A 15345-nucleotide genomic window follows, 5' to 3' on the forward strand; every position below is an offset into this window, starting at 1 on the left:
ATGGTCCTCCGTACCCGTCCCTGGCACGGCATCATGGTCGCCACCACCCTCCCCTTCCGCCCCTCCCACTCCCCTCGCCCCTCCCGCCTCTCCCGTGACGAGCTCTCCGTCGACCACGACGCCTACGCCGCCCAGGTCGCCCGGCTGCTCGCGGCCGGCTGTGACGGCGTCGTCCCCAACGGCTCCCTCGGCGAGTACCAGACGCTGACCGACGACGAGCGCGCCCGTGTCGTGCGGACCGCCGTTGCGGCCGCCGGCGGTGCGGGCGAGCGGGTGATGCCGGGCGTCTCCGCGTACGACAGTGCCGCCGCGTGCCGCTGGGCCGAGCAGGCCGCCGAGGCGGGCGCCGGCTCCGTCCTGCTGCTGCCGCCCAACGCCTACCGTGCCGATGCGGCAGCGGTCCGCGCCCACTTCGCCGAGGTGGCCGCGGTCGGTCTGCCCGTCGTCGCCTACAACAACCCCTTCGACACCAAGGTCGACCTCACCCCGCGCCTCCTCGCCGAGCTGCACGCCGACGGCAGCATCGTCGCCGTCAAGGAATTCAGCGGAGATGTGCGCAGGGCGTACGAGATCGCCGAAGTCGCCCCGGAACTCGACCTGTTGATCGGGGCCGACGACGTCCTGCTCGAACTGGCCCTCGCCGGCGCCGTCGGCTGGGTCGCGGGCTATCCCAACGCGCTGCCGGAGGCCTGCGGCGCCCTCTACCGGGCCGCCGTCGCCCAGGACCTCGACACCGCGCTGCCGCTCTACCGCGCCCTGCACCCGCTGCTGCGCTGGGACTCCAAGCCCGAATTCGTGCAGGCGATCAAGCTCTCGATGGACCTCGCCGGACACCGCGGCGGACCGACCCGCCCGCCCCGCTTCCCGCTGCCCGCCGGGCAGTCGGCCCAGCTGCGCGCCGCCACCGAGAAGCTCCTCGCCGACGGCCACCACTGAGAGGACCCCCCATGCGCACCCGCCATGTCTTCCACGCCGTCGACTCCCACACCGAGGGCATGCCCACCCGCGTCATCACCGGTGGCGTCGGCACCCTCCCCGGCGCCACCATGGCCGAGCGCCGGCTGCACCTGGCCGAACACCGCGACGACATCCGGACGCTGCTGATGTACGAGCCGCGCGGCCATGCCGCCATGAGCGGGGCGATACTCCAGCCGCCGGCCCGTCCCGACGCCGACTGGGGTGTGCTGTTCATCGAGGTGTCCGGCTATCTGCCGATGTGCGGACACGGCACGATCGGGGTGGCCACCGTCCTCGTCGAGACCGGCATGGTGGAGGTGTGCGAGCCGGTGACCACGGTGCGCCTCGACACCCCGGCCGGACTCGTCACCGCCGAGGTACAGGTCACGGACGGGGCGGCGACGGCCGTCACCCTCACCAACGTGCCCGCGTTCTGCGCCGGACTCGACCGCAAGGTCACCGTCCCCGGCTACGGCACGCTCAGCTATGACCTCGCCTACGGCGGCAACTTCTACGCCATCCTGCCGCTGGACAGCGTCGGGCTGCCCTTCGACCGGGACCGCAAGAACGACATCCTGGCCGCCGGACTCGCCCTCATGGACGCCGTGAACACCACCGACCGGCCGGTCCATCCCGAGGACGAGCGGATCGGCGGCCTCAAGCACGTCTACTTCGCCGCACCGGGATCCAGCGCCACCCGCTCCCGGCACGCGATGGCCATCCATCCCGGCTGGTTCGACCGCTCACCCTGCGGCACCGGCACCTCCGCGCGGATGGCGCAGCTGCATGCCCGCGGGGACCTCTTCCTGGGCCAGGACTTCGTCAACGAGTCCTTCATCGGGACGGAGTTCACCGGCCGGCTCGTGGCACGGACCACGGTCGGCGGGCGGCCGGCCGTCGTCCCCACCGTCACCGGACGGGCCTGGGTGACCGGCACCGCGCAGTACTTCCTCGATCCGTCCGACCCGTTCCCCGCGGGGTTCCTGCTCTGAGTGCCGCCCGGCCGGGGCGGCGGACCGGCCGCCGCCACCAGGCAGTTCGCGCAACGTGACATTGTACGCTGGCACTCCGCAGCAACTCGGAGGACCACGATGGGTGAACTCAAGCACCGCAGCCTGATCACCGCGCAGGAGCGACTCCGCGATCAGGTCGCCCATCAGCTGCGTGCGGCCCTGATAGCGGGCGAACTCCGCCCGGGATCGGTCTACTCGGCCCCGGGCCTCGCCGCGGACTTCGGGGTCTCCGCCACCCCGGTGCGTGAGGCGATGCTCGATCTGGCCCGGGAGGGCCTGGTCGAACCGGTGCGCAACAAGGGCTTCCGGATCACCGAGGTGAGCGAGCGCGACCTCGATCAGTACACCGAGATCCGTGCGCTGATCGAGGTCCCGGTCATCGGCCAGGTCACCCGCACCGCCGGCCGGGACCAGCTCGAAGCCCTCCGCCCGGCCGCCCTGGAGATCGTCGCCGCCGCCCGCGCCCACGACCTGATCGGCTATCTGGAGGCCGACCGCCGCTTCCATCTCGCGCTGCTCGGCCTCAGCGGCAACGAGCGCCTCGTCGAGACGGTCGGCGAACTGCGCAAACGCTCCCGCCTCTACGGCCTCACCCGCCTCGACGAGCGCGACCAGCTGCTGCCCTCCGCCGAGGAGCACGGGGAACTCCTCGACGTGATGCTGACCGGCGATGCCGAGGCGGCCGAGGCCTGTATGGCCCGCCACCTCGGCCATGTCCGCTCACTGTGGGCACGGGCACGCGAGGAACCGCTGCTGCCGCGCCCTCAGGGCGAGCGGCGCGTCCGCCAGGGCTGACCGGGGCGGGGCGCGGCCCCCGGGTCAGACGCTTCCGGTCAGCAGCCCGTCCATCCACTCCTCCACCCCGTCGGCGGTGCGCGGCAGTGCGCCCGACATCAGCCGGGCACCGTCCGCCGTGATCACCAGATCGTCCTCGATACGGACCCCGATGCCGCGCAGTTCCCGCGGCAGGGTCTCGTCGTCGGGCTGGAGATAGAGCCCCGGTTCGACCGTGAGGACCTGCCCCTCCGTCAGGACACCGTCGAGATACTGCTCGGCGCGGGCCCGGCCGCAGTCGTGGACATCGAGCCCGAGCATATGGCCGGAACTGCACAGGGTGTAACGCCGGTACAGGCCGCTGTCGGCCGCGAGCGCCTGTGCCGCCGGGATGCGCAGCACCCCCCATTCGGCCAGGCCCTCGGCCAGGACGCCCGAGCAGGCCCGGTGGAAGTCGCGGAAGCTGGCGCCCGGCTTGAGGGCGGCGATCCCCGCGTCCTGCGCGGTGAGCACCAGCTCGTACACCCGGCGCTGCACGGGGGAGAAGCGCCCGGAGAGCGGCAGGGTGCGGGTGACATCGGCGGTGTACAGCGCGTCGGTCTCCACCCCCGCGTCGAGCAGCAGCAACTGCTCCGGGTCGAGCGGGCCGTCGTTGCGGATCCAGTGGAGCACGCAGGCGTGGGCGCCGGCGGCCGCGATGGTCTCGTAGCCGGTGCCGTTGCCCTCGGCGCGGGCGCGCAGCTGGAAGACGCCCTCGATCCAGCGTTCGCCGCGCGGGTGGCGCAGGGCTGCGGGGAGGGACCGTACGACGTCCTCGAAGCCGGTGACGGTGTGGTCGACGGCCTGCTGTAGCTGCGCCACCTCCCAGGGGTCCTTCTCCAGCCGCAACTCGCTCAGCACGGTGGCGAGTTCGGCGTCGTGGGCCGCGTTCCGGGCGGAGCCGTGACGGGCCAGGTCGTCCAGATGCGCACAGCGCAGGCCGGTGAGGCGTTCGGCCTCGGCCAGATCGGGGCGGCGGCCCACCCAGAACTCGCCGTACTTGCGGTCCCGGTAGAACGCGCCGCCGGCGTCCCGCGGGGGCCGCGGCCGCAGATGGAGCACCGCCTCGCCGTCCGGTTCCAGCACCAGGACATGGCCCGGCTGGTCCTCGCCGGTCAGCCCGGTCAGCCAGGCGTACGCGCTGTGCGGCCGGAAGCGGTGGTCGCAGTCGTGGGAGCGGACCCGCAACTCCCCGGCGGGCACGAGCAGTCGCTCGCCGGGGAAGCGCGCGGCGAGGCGGGCCCGGCGGCCGGCGAAGTGCGCGAAGCCGGGGACGCGGGTGCCGTCCGGGGGCGGGGGCGTGGCCCATCCGCCGGTCATGAAGTCGGCGAGGGCGCCCGAAACCGGCAAGTCGTGGCTGCCGGTGTGGAGTTGGGTGTGTTCCAAGGTCATGTGGACACCTCCGGGAAAGAAAGTTCCTGAAGCCTTGTCAGTGCAATTTCACATTACTATGTTATGGGTCACACCTTGTGGAGTGAAGGCCACGGCCTCGACCTCCACCCAACCCCCCACCCCCTTCCGGAGGTTCAGGTGCCCCCTTCGCGTCTGCCGCGCAGCTTCCTGTTGGCCGCGAGCCTCGCGGCGACCCTCGCCCTGCCCACCGTCCAGCCGGCCCGGGCCGCCGCACCCCACCCGTCCGTCGTCCCCGCACGGTCGCACCAGGCGCAGCCGGCCGCACCCCGGCCGTCGGTGGCCTCCGCCAACCCCTTCGACCAGGTCCAACGCCTGGCCAGAACACCCGAGTTCTTCGCCGCGCCCGCGCCGGCGCCCCGCTCCCTCGTCGGCAAGGGCGGCATCCCGGGACCGCAGACCAAGCCGCCCACCGCGCCGCACCGGGGGAGATCCGCGGTCGCCCCCTGCACCCTCGACGGCATCACCGGCCTGAGCCCCGAGCAGTTCGCGGACTTCCTCGCCGACCCGGCCGTCACCGCCGACGACTGCCTGCGCAGCCTCCTGTGGACCTGGGACCCCCGGCTGATCCCCGTCATGTCCGACGCCCACGTCCAGGCCGTGGCACACCGCATCAGCGGCCTGGCCGCCGCCCACGACGGCAAGAACACCAGCCATCTGTACGAGATGTTCACGTATCTGCACGCGGTGGCCTACCAGGACTTCTCGCACGACGAGATCGACACCACCGACGCCCCCACCGTCGACGCCGTACGGCGCGCGGTCGACGCCTTCGGCGGCGCGGCCCACACCTTCGACGTCACCCGCACCAACGCCGACACCCTGCGCGAAGCCCTGTACGCCGCCAGCGCCCCGGGGCTGCGGCAGCATCAACTCGACCTGATCCAGCGGGTCCTGGCCACCATGGACCCGGCGCACACCGCCACCCAGAAGGACCAGTCCTGGGGCAACGCCGCCCTCGCCGCGCTCTCCGTGAACTACCTGGGGGTCTACCCCGGCAACAAGGACACCGCGTTCCAGTACGCGGCCGCCACCGACCCCGGATACCGGGCCGCCTTCAAGGCCTTCGCCCAGTACACCCACCTCAAGGACACGCCCAACGCCTGGGTCGTCCGCGATGCGCTCGGGGAGTACGGCCGCTTCGGTGAGATCGCCTCCCTCAAGCGGGCCATCATCGCCGACCTCGGCACGCTCCTCGGCACCACCGTCCAGAACTTCGGCGACGGCAGCGAGCCCTGGGCCAAGGTCGCGAGCTGGCTGACCTACTTCAACGCCTGCCAGCCGTACCACGTGTGCAAGGAGGACATCGAAAAGCGGATCTTCCCGCACACGTACACCTACGACAACGGCGGCATCAAGGTCCGCACCGCCCTCGACCGCTCCGTCGTCGACCAGCTCTACTATGCGTCCAAGCAGGTCAAGGCGCAGTTCCACCGGGTGATCGGCACCGAGACGCCGCTGGCCGGCGACCCCAACACCACGCTCACCATCGTGCTGTACGCCTCACGCCACGACTACGAGGTCTACCACCCGCTGCTCACCGGCATGGGCACCAACAACGGCGGCGTCTACATAGAGCAGGGCGCGACCTTCTACACCTACCAGCGCCGCGTCCCCCAGGACTCCACCCTCACCCTCGAAGAACTCTTCCGGCACGAGTACGTCCACTACCTCAACGGCCGCTTCGCCGTACCCGGCTTCTTCGGTGAGGGCCCCTGGTACGAGGGCGACCGCACCACCGCCATGGACGAGGGCAGCGCCGAGTTCTTCGACGGCTCGACCCGCGACCAGGGCATCGCCGTGCGCAAGTCCCTCGTCCGCGACATCATCGCGGACACCTCCGGCGGCACCCCCCGCATGACCATCGACCAGATGCTGCACGCGACCTACGACAAGGACGGCTTCAGGTTCTACTCCTACGCCGGGACGTTCTTCGAGTTCCTGTGGCGCGCGCACCCGGCGCTGCTCCAGGAGATGTACCGGCATCTGCGGGACAACGACCCGGCCGCGTTCGACGCCTGGCGCAACCGCATGGGAGCCGACGCGGGACTCCAGCAGGAGTACAACGCCTTCCTCGACACCCAGATCGCCCACCTCGACGACCTCTATGTGCCGAACACGACGTTCACCCCGAACGCCTCGCTGAAGTTCGCCACCCCCGACGAGGTCCGCAGCGCCTTCGCCGCCGCCACCGCCAACACACCCACCTGCAAGGACGAGGGCGACCCCGGCATGGGCCGCTTCCTGTGCACCGGCCGGATCACCGCCAACCTCAACAACTCCGGCAGCTCCGACCAGGTCTTCAAGGACATGGCCGGCACCGTCGACTACTTCATCCTCGAACGCACCAAGCCCGCCGGGAACAACTTCACCGACATGAACTGCTTCTTCGGGCCCACCGACATCTGGTCCTCGGGCCGGGCCGGCAGCGCGGACTTCAGCTGTGAGGGTCCGCTGCGACGCTGACGGCGCCCCACGCCCGGCGGTGGCACGGCTCGTCCGCCGCACGAGCCGTGCCCTGCACGCCACCCGCGGGGCCGGCCGGCCCCGCGTCAGGGATCCTCGGGCAGGTCGAGCCGGCGGGACGTGCCGGGGGCCAGCGCGAAGGAGCGCTCGCGCAGTCTCACCCGCACCGGGGCGTTCTCGGAGGCCGGTACCGCGATCCGCACCTGCTCGGCACGGATGCGCAGATCGATGTCCCAGTGGCGGCGGTAGCGGATGCGCACCCCGAATTTCGACAGCTCGGGCAGCGGTGCCGGGTCGAGCCACAGGGCCTGGTCGCGGGTCTCCAGGCCGGTCATGCCGCGCTGGACGAAATCCAGGGTGCCGGCCATCGCCCCCAGGTGGATGCCCTCCGCGGTGGTGCCGCCCTGGACGTCCGCCACGTCCCCGGTCAGCGCCTCCTCGCAGTACGTCCAGGCATCCGGACGGTGGACCCGGGCCAGGACCCAGGCGTGGACCAGGGCGCTGAGCGTGGAGCCGTGGCTGGTGCGGTGCAGATAGTGGTCGACGGTGGCGTGCCAGATGTCGTCGTCGAGCGGACAGCCCAGCAGCCGGAACACCGAGGCGAGTTCGGCCGGCGAGAACAGATAGCCCAGCATCAGCACATCGGCCTGTTTGGAGGCCTGATAGCGGTTGACCGTGTCGCCCTCCGCCTCCAGGATCCGGTCCAGCCGTCGGATGTCCCCGTAGCGCCGCCGGTAGTCCGCCCAGTCGAGCTCGGCGAGCTCCTCGTACCCGGCGAACTGGCTGATCACGCCGCGGTGGTAGGGCACATGGAGCCGGTGGGCGATGTCGTCCCAGCGCTCGGGCTCCTCCGGGGCGAGCTGGAGACGCTCGGACAGCTGCCGCTGTGTGGCCTCGGGAAGCGTGTGGCACAGTTCGCGGGCGCGCAACAGCACCCAGGCCGCGGTGACGTTGGTGTAGGCGTTGTCGTCCACCCCCGCCTCGGCGGCTCCCGGATAGGCGTCGTGGTACTCGTCGGGACCGACGACCCCGCGGATCCGGTACCGGCCGAGGGCGGCGTCCCAGTCCGCGGCCGACGCCCAGAAGCGGGCGATCTGCACGAGCATCTCCGCGCCCCTGGTGTGCAGGAACTCCGTGTCGCCGCTGGCCTGTCCGTACTGCCACACGTTGTAGGCGATCGCCGATCCGACGTGGTGCTGGAGCCGGGAGCGGTCGGGCAGCCAGTGCCCCGAACGCGGGTTGAGATGGAACTGCTGGGTCTCCTCCCGGCCGTCACCGGCGCTCTGCCAGGGGTACATCGCCCCGGCGCGGCCGGCCTCCCCTGCCGCATGGCAGGCGGCGGGCAGCCGGCGGTAGCGGTAGTCGAGCAGGGCACGGGAGACCTGCGGCAGGTGCAGGTTCAAGAACGGCAGCACGAACAGCTCGTCCCAGAAGACGTGCCCGCGGTAGGCCTCACCGTGCAGACCTCGGGCCGGCACCCCGACGTCCAGCTCCGCGGTGTGCGGGGAGAGGGTCTGCAGCAGATGGAAGAGGTGCAGCCGCAGGATGCCGCCGGCCTCCCCGGGAACCTCCAGCCGGGCCTGGCGCCACAGGTTGTCCCAGGCGCGGCGGTGCGACGCCCGCAGCTGCCGGAAATGCGGGGCCAGGGCCACCCCGTCCACCGCCGCGTGCAGCGGGCTGTCGATCGCCGGGTCGCGGGAGGTGTACAGCGCCACCGTCTTCTCCACGACCGCGGGGGTGCCGGCGGTGACCGGCAGCACCAGCGAGTGGAAGGCGCGCAGGGCGGACAGCTGCGGCCGGGGCATCCCGTCGCGGCCGGCGGAGGCGCGGGTCCGGGCGGCCAGCGCGATCCGGATGTCCGAGTCGAGGGTCCGGCAGGTCAGCCACACCGTGTCCGGCCGCTCGTCACCGGTCTCCCAGCCCGTCAGGTGCTGGTCGGCCAGCGCGCGGTAGCGCGCGATACCGGCGTTGCGGACCGCGCCGTCGATCCCCGACTCCACCTCCACCGCCCCCGACCAGCCGTGCGCGGTGAAACAGGTGCGCATCGCGGCCAGATGGGGATCCCCCATGTGCACCAGGCGGCCCTGTTCCACGCACAGGCGCCGTCCGGCCTCGTCCTCGTAGGCCGACCAGCGGGTCAGGGTGCCGTGCCGCAGGTCCAGGGTCTGCCGGTGCTCCGTCAGAAAGGGGTGGTCGGGGGAGAGCCAGGGGCCGGGGGCCGAGCCGGCGGGGCAGATCCGGTAGCGCAGCGGGAGCCAGTTGGGCAGATTGACCATGTCCTCGTTCTCGACGGTGTGGCCGTCGACGGTGGAGGTGAGGCGGTTGTAGCAGCCGGCGGCGTAGGTGCCCGGGTAGTGCGCCGGGCCGCCGAGCACCTCGGACGCCGCGCCGCGGGTGGCGAAGTAGCCGTTGCCGAGCGCGCAGAGCGATTCACGCAGCCGCTCGGTGCCCGCGTCGTACCCCTCGTACGACCAGGTCCAGGCGCGCGTCATCCGCCCTCCCCGGGCAGCAGCAGCTCGCCGGGGTCGGACACCACCACATCGGCGCCGCGCCGGCGCAGCGCGGCGGCGCTGTGCGGTCCGGCCGTCCGGTCCACGCCCACCACCAGCCCGAAACCACCGCGGCGGCCGGCCTCGACCCCGGCCAGGGCGTCCTCCACCACGGCGGTGTCGTGGGCCGGGACCCCGAGCCGGCGGGCCGCCTCCATGAAGAGCGCCGGGTCCGGTTTGCCCGGCAGCCCCAGCCGGTGCGCCTCGTTGCCGTCCACCACGGCGTGGAAGAGCGGGCGCACCTCGGCCGCGGTGAGCAGCTCGGTGGCATGGCGGGACGCGGAGACCGCGGCGCACGGCACCCCGAGGTCCCGCAGCGCGTGCAGCAGGCGCACGGTGCCGGGCCAGGTGGCGAGGGGACGGGTGTGCAGCCGCGCGGTGAACAGCTCGTCCTTACGGGCCGCGACGGCGCGGACGGTGGCCGTGCCCGGGGCGTCGTGCACGTCGCCGAGCGGCAGTTCGAGGCCCCGCGCACGCAGGAACTCCGCCGCCCCGTCCTCCCGCGTGCGGCCGTCGACATACCGCAGGTAGTCATCCACCGGGTCGAAGGGGCGCTGCCCGCCCGCGGCCGACAGACACGCGTCGAAGGCGTCCTTCCAGGCCGCGGCGTGCACGGCGGCGGAGTCGGTGATGACCCCGTCGGTGTCGAAGACCACGGCCCGCAGCGAGCGCAGCGGCGCTGCCAGGGACGGCGCACCGGTCATGGTGACTTTCCGTTCGTCGGAGTGTCCCTTCCATGGCACCACGGCTACCGGCCGGGGGCGCGCCGCATGCGGCCCCGGAACCGTCCCCGGCGGCGGATCCGCCGTGCGTCAAGCCGCCGGCTGCCCCCACCGGGGGTCCTCGGCCGCCCACTCCCGCTCCCACTGGGCATAGCGCCGGCGGTTCAGCAGGGCGTGGCCGGCGCGCTCGGCGCCGAAGAGCAGCAGACCGGCCGAGGTCCCGGTCACGGTGCCGACCGCGATGCTCTCGCCGGAGGCCCGGCCCGGTGTGACGGGGTCGCGGATCAGCGTCCCGTGGCGGTCGAGCCAGACGGCCGTCCGGTCGCCGGCCCGCAGGTCCGGTGCCACCGCCGTCGGCCCCGTCCGGGCCCGGCCGTCGGCGGCCGTCCAGCGCACCGTGGCGTGGGTGCGGGTGCCGAGGCCACCGGTGAGGTCCACCCCGATGCGGGCCGGCGGGTCCTCGGTCAGCACCGCCGCGACGGTGTGCCGGCCCTGTTGCTGCTGGGCCGCGCCGGCGTCCACCGCGTGGCCGGCCGCGAGTCCGGCGGCCGGTGCGCCCACCACGATCAGCACGCCGGTGACCAGCGCCAGCCAGGCCTCCGCCACATCCGACCGCCGGCGCAGCGGACCGCGCCGCCACGGCCGGAGCAATGCGCTGAGAGTCATCACGCACCCCCTGCATCTGCCCCGACTGTGGCATGCCGCGCACGGCCGCCAGCAGGGGCCGAACGGCCCTCGACGGGGGCCATTCGGGAAGCGGCGCACCGGGCGCCGCAGCCCGGCCGGACCCTGCACACCGCGGAGCACGGTGCGACCGTGGCAGTACGCACAACGTCTTCGCCGATGCCGGGAAGGAAGTGGCGGCGATGGGGCATCCGCTGGTCGTGGGGCTCGACGGATCCGACTCCGCCTTCCGGTCACTGGACTGGGCGGTGGACGAGGCGGTCCGCCACGGGCTCCCGCTGCGCATCGTGCACGCCTCCAGCTGGGAGCACTACGAGGGCGCCGCGCCCGCACAGGACCCGGAACGCCCCGGCGAGCAGATCTTCGAGGAGGCCGTGGTGGCCTCCGCCGCCGAGCACGCCCGCCTGCGGAACGCGGAGCTCAAGATCACCGCCGAGGTGCTGGCCGGCGATCCGGTCACCACCCTGCTCAACGAGGCACTCCACGCGTCGGCGCTGGTCCTGGGCTCACGGGGGCACGGCGAGTTCACCGGACTGCTGCTCGGGTCGGTCGGCCTGGCGGTCGCGGCGCGCGCCAAGTGCCCGGTGATCGTGGTGCGCGGTGACGCCGCCGGACTGGCGGGCACGCACGGGCGCATCCTCCTCGGGGTCGACGACCCGGCCGCGGCCGCCACGGCCGTCCGCTTCGCCTTCCGCGAGGCCGAGGCCCGCCACTGCACCCTCCTGGCCGTCTGCGCCTGGCCGCTCCCCGTCCACGGGACCGACGACGCCTCGCTGCCCGCCGGGAGCCCCCGGCACGCCCAGGAGGAGCGGGCGGCGGAGCTGCTGGACGAGGCACTGGCGGAAGCGGCCAGGGAGCATCCGGCGGTGCGGGTGCGCCGCGCCACCGTCGAGGGACCGGCCCACAAGGTGCTGGTGCACCGCGCCGCCGCCGCGGATCTGCTGGTGGTGGGGGTACAGCGCCGCCACGGCCACTTCGGGGTCCAGCCCGGCCGGGTCGCGCACCACGCGCTGTGTCATGCCGAGTGCCCCGTGGCGGTCGTACCCCAGCACCCGTGACGCCCGCGCCTCACGGCTCCAGCCGGGCCGCGTGATCGGGCACATACGTCTGGAGGTCCCGGGGCGGCCGCTGATAGCCGGTGGCCGCAGGCCGCGCCGGGATGTCCAGCGCCGGCAGGGCGATCTCGTGATACGGCACGCTCGACAGCAGATGGGCGATCATGTTCAGCCGGGCCCGCCGCTTGTCGTCGCTCTCGACGACGTACCAGGGTGACTCCGCGATGTCCGTGTGGACGAACATCTCGTCCTTGGCCCGCGAATACTCCTCCCAGCGGGTCAGCGACTCAAGGTCCATGGGGGAGAGCTTCCAGCGCCGTGCCGGGTCCTCCAGCCGGCGCCGGAAACGCTGCTCCTGCACCTCGTCACTCACCGAGAACCAGTACTTGCGCAGCAGGATCCCGTCCTCCACCAGCATCCGCTCGAAGACCGGGCACTGGCGCAGAAACCGCTGGTGCTCGGCCGGTGTGCAGAACCCCATGACCCGCTCGACACCGGCCCGGTTGTACCAACTGCGGTCGAACAGCACCATCTCGCCCGCCGCCGGAAGGTGTTCCGCATAACGCTGGAAGTACCACTGGGTGCGCTCCCGCTCGGTGGGGCGCGGCAGTGCCACGATCCGGGCGACCCGGGGATTGAGGTACTCCGTCACCCGCTTGATGGTGCTTCCCTTGCCGGCCGCGTCCCGCCCCTCGAAGACCACGACCAGCCGGGCCCCCTCGCCGCGTACCCACTCCTGGAGTGTGACCAGTTCGGTCTGGAGCCGGTGGAGCTCCCGCTCGTAGAGCGACCGTGACAGCTTCCCGGAACCGTTGCCGCGCTTGTCCGCCATGCCACGACGTTACGGGAAATGCCCCCAAGGACTCAGGCGTGCGTGCCGAACGGGGCCAGCACCTCCCGCTCGATCCGCCGCCGGACGCGCTCGGTCAGGGTGGCGAGCCGCTTCGACATCTTCGCCCGCGCGGCGTGCGGCGCCCGGATGTACCGGGCGGTGGCGGGCAGCTCCGCGACATCGGCCACGACGCGCCGCCGGGCGTCGTCGAGCCGGCCGCGCGCCGTGCTGCGCCGCCCGTCGCGCATCAGCGTCTCCAGCAGCGGTGAACTCCCGGCCGGGAGCGGCTCGTCGGCCAGGGCGATCACATCGTGGCAGCCGGGGCGGCGGAAGATCTGCTTACGGCCCGGGGCGGTGAGCTTCGCCGCGGACAGCTTCATCACCGGGCGCCCGTCGTAGGCGACCAGCTTGTACGCCGAGTCCAGGGAGGGGGCGTCCGCGCTCACCCCGACGCGGGTACCCACCGCGTAGACATCGACCGGCGCCCCCGCACGTCTCAGGTCGTGCACGGCGTATTCGTCCAGCCCGCCGCTGGCGACGATGCGCACCTGGGGAAGCCCCGCGTTGTCCAGGATCGCGCGGGCCCGGCAGGCGAGTTCCGCGAGGTCACCGCTGTCCAGCCGGATGGCCGACCCGTCGCCGCGCCCCAGCGCGTTGAGCACCCGTGCCGCCGCCGCGACGCCGGACTCGGTGTCGTAGGTGTCCACGAGCAGGGTCACCGGACCGGGGTGGCACAGCGCGAACGCGGTGAAGGCCGCTTCCTCGTCCTCGAACGCCTCGACGTAGGAGTGCGCCATCGTGCCCACCGCCGTCAGGTCCTCGGCGTGCGCCGCCGCCACATTGCTGGTGCCCGCGAAACCGGTCATGGCGCCCAGCCGGGCCACCTGGTGGGCGGCCGCGGTCCCGTGGGTGCGGCGCAGCGAGAAGTCCACGAGGTCCCGCCCCTGCGCGGCGATCACACAGCGCACGCACTTCGAGGCGATCGTCGTCTGATGGCTGAGGTGGTTGAGCACGAAGGTCTCCACGAGCTGCGCCTGCGGCAGCGGGGCGGTGATCTCCAGCAGCGGCTCACCCGCCAGCACCACCCGCCCCTCCGGCACCGCCCGGACCTCGCCGGTGAAGCGCATGTCCAGCAGCGGCGCCAGCTCCTTCGCCGGCCGTTGCAGCGCCTCGGCGAACACCTCGACATCCTCGTGTCCGAGGTGGAAGCCGGAGAGGAAATCGAGGACCGTCTCGGCACCGGCGGCGATCAGAAAGCCCCGCTCCGGTGGCAGCGCCCGCACGAAGCAGCTGAAGGTCGCCGGCTGTGTCATGCCCTCGCGCAGATACGACAGGGCCATGGTCACCTCGTACAGGTCGGTGCTGGTCGCCTCCGACATGGCCGACTCCTTCCGCGGGCGGGCCGCCGGCCGCGCGGGGGCCGGTGCCCGCACCGGGCTCACGCCATCGCGCTCGTCCAGCCGTAGGCGACGCGCTGCTCACGCCGCGGCGGTGCGGCGCCGACGCCTTCGAGGTCCTTGTCGGCCACCCTCAGCAGCTGCCCGGCGAGGTCCCGCATCGCCCGCCCGGCCGCGAGCTCGTCGCCGATCTCCGGTACGTCACGGTCGTCGGGGCTGCACCGGGCCGTGCCCTGGCCGGTGAGCGTGGTGGTTCCGGTGTGGACCGCCACGCGCGCCGTGGTCCGTCCGTCCTCCTCGACGAGGTACAGCCGGACGGGCCACTCGACTGTGTGTCCCATGGATTGCCTCCGCTTCCTTCCCGGGCGCCGCCTCCCGAGCCCGCGGACGGGCGCGACCGGGGCCGCCTGTGCCGGCAGCCGGTCCGGGCATCAGCGCCCTCACCGCCATCATCCGCCTTCCGCAGCGGGTCGGCCTGTGGCGGCCGCGGGCCGTCTCAGCCCCTGGACGGCGACATGTCGTGCGGCACCACGGCCACCGGACACGGAGCGCGGTGGACGACCGACTGGACGACACGGCCGATCCGCGGCCCGGGCAGCCGGTAGCGGTGCCGGTGCCGGCGGCCGACGATGAGCAGCTCGGCGTCCGCGGAGTGGTGCACCAGCGCCGGCGCCGGGCTCTCCATCGCCACCCGGTCGTCCACCGGCAGATCCGGATACTTCTCCCGCCAGGGGACCAGCGCCGCGGACAGCTCCTCGTGGGCGTCGTGCGCCGCCTCCCGGGCGGCGGCCGGCTCCACCCCTCCGCCGCGGTTGTACGCATACGAGGGCAGGTGCCGGCCGTGCAGCACCCGCAGGGTGGTCCCGCGCCTGGAGGCGGTGGCGAAGGCGAAGTCGAGCAGCGACGCACACGGGTCGTGCAGGCTCAGCCCCACCAGCACGGCGCTGTCCCGCTCCGCCGCCGCGGCCTCCTGCCGGGCGTGCACCAAAACCGTGGGCGCATTGCTGCACGGCACCAGCTTCAGTCCCAGCTCGCCGAGGGCGTAGCGGGACACCGGGCCCAGGTCCTGGGCGCCCAGGACCAGCAGGTCCGAGACCTCCGCGGCCTCGCGGAGGGCGTCCAGCGGGTCCTTGGGCACCAGCGCCATCTCCACCGGGAGGTCCGGGAAGCGGGAGCGCACCTCCGCGGCGGCGTCGTGCATCATCCGGTGGGGCCAGTAGTTCTGGTCGCGGTCGGCCGGCGGGCGGGTCTTCGTCTCGGGCGCCAGCAGCACCCAGGCGTGCAGCAGCCGCAGATGTGCCTGCCGCAGCTGCGCCTCGCGCGCCGCCCACAGGACCGCCGACAGGGATTCGGGCGTACCGTCCACCCCTGCGGTGATGACATCCTTCATGGTCTCGTTCCGATCCGGCGCGCTAGGTCGGTCCGCGCCTACACCCCACGGTGCGCG

The 15345-nt window shown here is 72.9% G+C and carries 13 protein-coding genes; 5 read left to right on the plus strand and 8 right to left on the minus strand.

Annotated elements, in window-relative coordinates; genetic code table 11:
• The 3 genes from OIU81_RS33355 to OIU81_RS33365 all read left to right on the plus strand — a co-directional run bounded on the left by OIU81_RS33355 (window position 1) and on the right by OIU81_RS33365 (window position 2765).
• Window positions 1–936 (plus strand): dihydrodipicolinate synthase family protein, encoded by a 936-nt coding sequence (locus tag OIU81_RS33355; protein WP_329153829.1) that lies wholly within the window; start codon window positions 1–3, stop codon window positions 934–936.
• Window positions 937–947: 11 nt separating this feature from the next.
• Window positions 948–1949, plus strand: coding sequence for a proline racemase family protein (locus tag OIU81_RS33360; RefSeq protein WP_329153831.1), 1002 nt, complete (start codon window positions 948–950; stop codon window positions 1947–1949).
• A 99-nt stretch (window positions 1950–2048) separates the two neighbouring features.
• Window positions 2049–2765: a GntR family transcriptional regulator gene (locus OIU81_RS33365; protein WP_329153833.1), complete on the plus strand. Its 717-nt coding sequence runs from the start codon at window positions 2049–2051 to the stop codon at window positions 2763–2765.
• Between the two features lie 24 nt (window positions 2766–2789).
• Here the strand turns inward: OIU81_RS33365 and OIU81_RS33370 are convergent, their stop codons facing one another.
• Window positions 2790–4175, minus strand: a complete 1386-nt coding sequence (locus OIU81_RS33370; protein WP_329153835.1) for an aminopeptidase P family protein — start codon at window positions 4173–4175, stop codon at window positions 2790–2792.
• A gap of 138 nt (window positions 4176–4313) precedes the next feature.
• On the opposite strand from OIU81_RS33370, the gene OIU81_RS33375 reads away from it, so the two are divergent.
• Window positions 4314–6659 (plus strand): collagenase, encoded by a 2346-nt coding sequence (locus OIU81_RS33375; protein WP_329153837.1) that lies wholly within the window; start codon window positions 4314–4316, stop codon window positions 6657–6659.
• A gap of 86 nt (window positions 6660–6745) precedes the next feature.
• Here the strand turns inward: OIU81_RS33375 and OIU81_RS33380 are convergent, their stop codons facing one another.
• From OIU81_RS33380 to OIU81_RS33390, 3 genes are all read right to left on the minus strand, one after another.
• On the minus strand, window positions 6746–9151 hold the full coding sequence (locus OIU81_RS33380; RefSeq protein WP_329153838.1) for a glycoside hydrolase family 65 protein: 2406 nt from the start codon (window positions 9149–9151) through the stop codon (window positions 6746–6748).
• Window positions 9148–9912: an HAD family hydrolase gene (locus OIU81_RS33385; RefSeq protein ID WP_329153839.1), complete on the minus strand. Its 765-nt coding sequence runs from the start codon at window positions 9910–9912 to the stop codon at window positions 9148–9150. The genes OIU81_RS33380 and OIU81_RS33385 overlap by 4 nt, the downstream gene beginning before the upstream one ends.
• A 108-nt stretch (window positions 9913–10020) precedes the next feature.
• Window positions 10021–10596 carry an Rv1733c family protein gene (locus OIU81_RS33390; protein WP_329153841.1) on the minus strand — a complete coding sequence of 192 codons (576 nt, stop codon included), beginning with the start codon at window positions 10594–10596 and terminating at the stop codon, window positions 10021–10023.
• Window positions 10597–10796: 200 nt separating this feature from the next.
• On the opposite strand from OIU81_RS33390, the gene OIU81_RS33395 reads away from it, so the two are divergent.
• Entirely contained in the window at window positions 10797–11672 is an 876-nt protein-coding gene (locus OIU81_RS33395) for a universal stress protein (RefSeq protein WP_329153843.1), read from the plus strand.
• A 10-nt stretch (window positions 11673–11682) separates the two neighbouring features.
• Here the strand turns inward: OIU81_RS33395 and ppk2 are convergent, their stop codons facing one another.
• From ppk2 to OIU81_RS33415, 4 genes are all read right to left on the minus strand, one after another.
• Window positions 11683–12501, minus strand: a complete 819-nt coding sequence (gene ppk2, locus OIU81_RS33400; protein WP_329153844.1) for a polyphosphate kinase 2 — start codon at window positions 12499–12501, stop codon at window positions 11683–11685.
• 32 nt (window positions 12502–12533) lie between these two features.
• Window positions 12534–13880, minus strand: a complete 1347-nt coding sequence (locus OIU81_RS33405; protein ID WP_329153845.1) for a nicotinate phosphoribosyltransferase — start codon at window positions 13878–13880, stop codon at window positions 12534–12536.
• A 59-nt stretch (window positions 13881–13939) separates the two neighbouring features.
• Window positions 13940–14239 (minus strand): dsRBD fold-containing protein, encoded by a 300-nt coding sequence (locus OIU81_RS33410; protein WP_329153847.1) that lies wholly within the window; start codon window positions 14237–14239, stop codon window positions 13940–13942.
• A 155-nt stretch (window positions 14240–14394) separates the two neighbouring features.
• A complete protein-coding gene (locus OIU81_RS33415; protein ID WP_329153850.1) occupies window positions 14395–15288 on the minus strand; it encodes a universal stress protein in 894 nt (297 codons plus the stop codon).
• Window positions 15289–15345: the final 57 nt, after the last annotated feature.

The sequence above is a fragment of the Streptomyces sp. NBC_01454 genome, from assembly GCF_036227565.1.
Classification (GTDB): domain Bacteria; phylum Actinomycetota; class Actinomycetes; order Streptomycetales; family Streptomycetaceae; genus Streptomyces.

Coding starts and splice junctions, on each gene's coding strand:
- OIU81_RS33355 (WP_329153829.1), top strand. CDS start 1: ATGGTCCTCCGTACCCGTCCCTGGCACGGCATCATGGTCGCCACCACC.
- OIU81_RS33360 (WP_329153831.1), top strand. CDS start 948: ATGCGCACCCGCCATGTCTTCCACGCCGTCGACTCCCACACCGAGGGC.
- OIU81_RS33365 (WP_329153833.1), top strand. CDS start 2,049: ATGGGTGAACTCAAGCACCGCAGCCTGATCACCGCGCAGGAGCGACTC.
- OIU81_RS33370 (WP_329153835.1), bottom strand. CDS start 4,175: ATGACCTTGGAACACACCCAACTCCACACCGGCAGCCACGACTTGCCG.
- OIU81_RS33380 (WP_329153838.1), bottom strand. CDS start 9,151: ATGACGCGCGCCTGGACCTGGTCGTACGAGGGGTACGACGCGGGCACC.
- OIU81_RS33385 (WP_329153839.1), bottom strand. CDS start 9,912: ATGACCGGTGCGCCGTCCCTGGCAGCGCCGCTGCGCTCGCTGCGGGCC.
- OIU81_RS33390 (WP_329153841.1), bottom strand. CDS start 10,596: ATGACTCTCAGCGCATTGCTCCGGCCGTGGCGGCGCGGTCCGCTGCGC.
- OIU81_RS33395 (WP_329153843.1), top strand. CDS start 10,797: ATGGGGCATCCGCTGGTCGTGGGGCTCGACGGATCCGACTCCGCCTTC.
- ppk2 (WP_329153844.1), bottom strand. CDS start 12,501: ATGGCGGACAAGCGCGGCAACGGTTCCGGGAAGCTGTCACGGTCGCTC.
- OIU81_RS33405 (WP_329153845.1), bottom strand. CDS start 13,880: ATGTCGGAGGCGACCAGCACCGACCTGTACGAGGTGACCATGGCCCTG.
- OIU81_RS33410 (WP_329153847.1), bottom strand. CDS start 14,239: ATGGGACACACAGTCGAGTGGCCCGTCCGGCTGTACCTCGTCGAGGAG.
- OIU81_RS33415 (WP_329153850.1), bottom strand. CDS start 15,288: ATGAAGGATGTCATCACCGCAGGGGTGGACGGTACGCCCGAATCCCTG.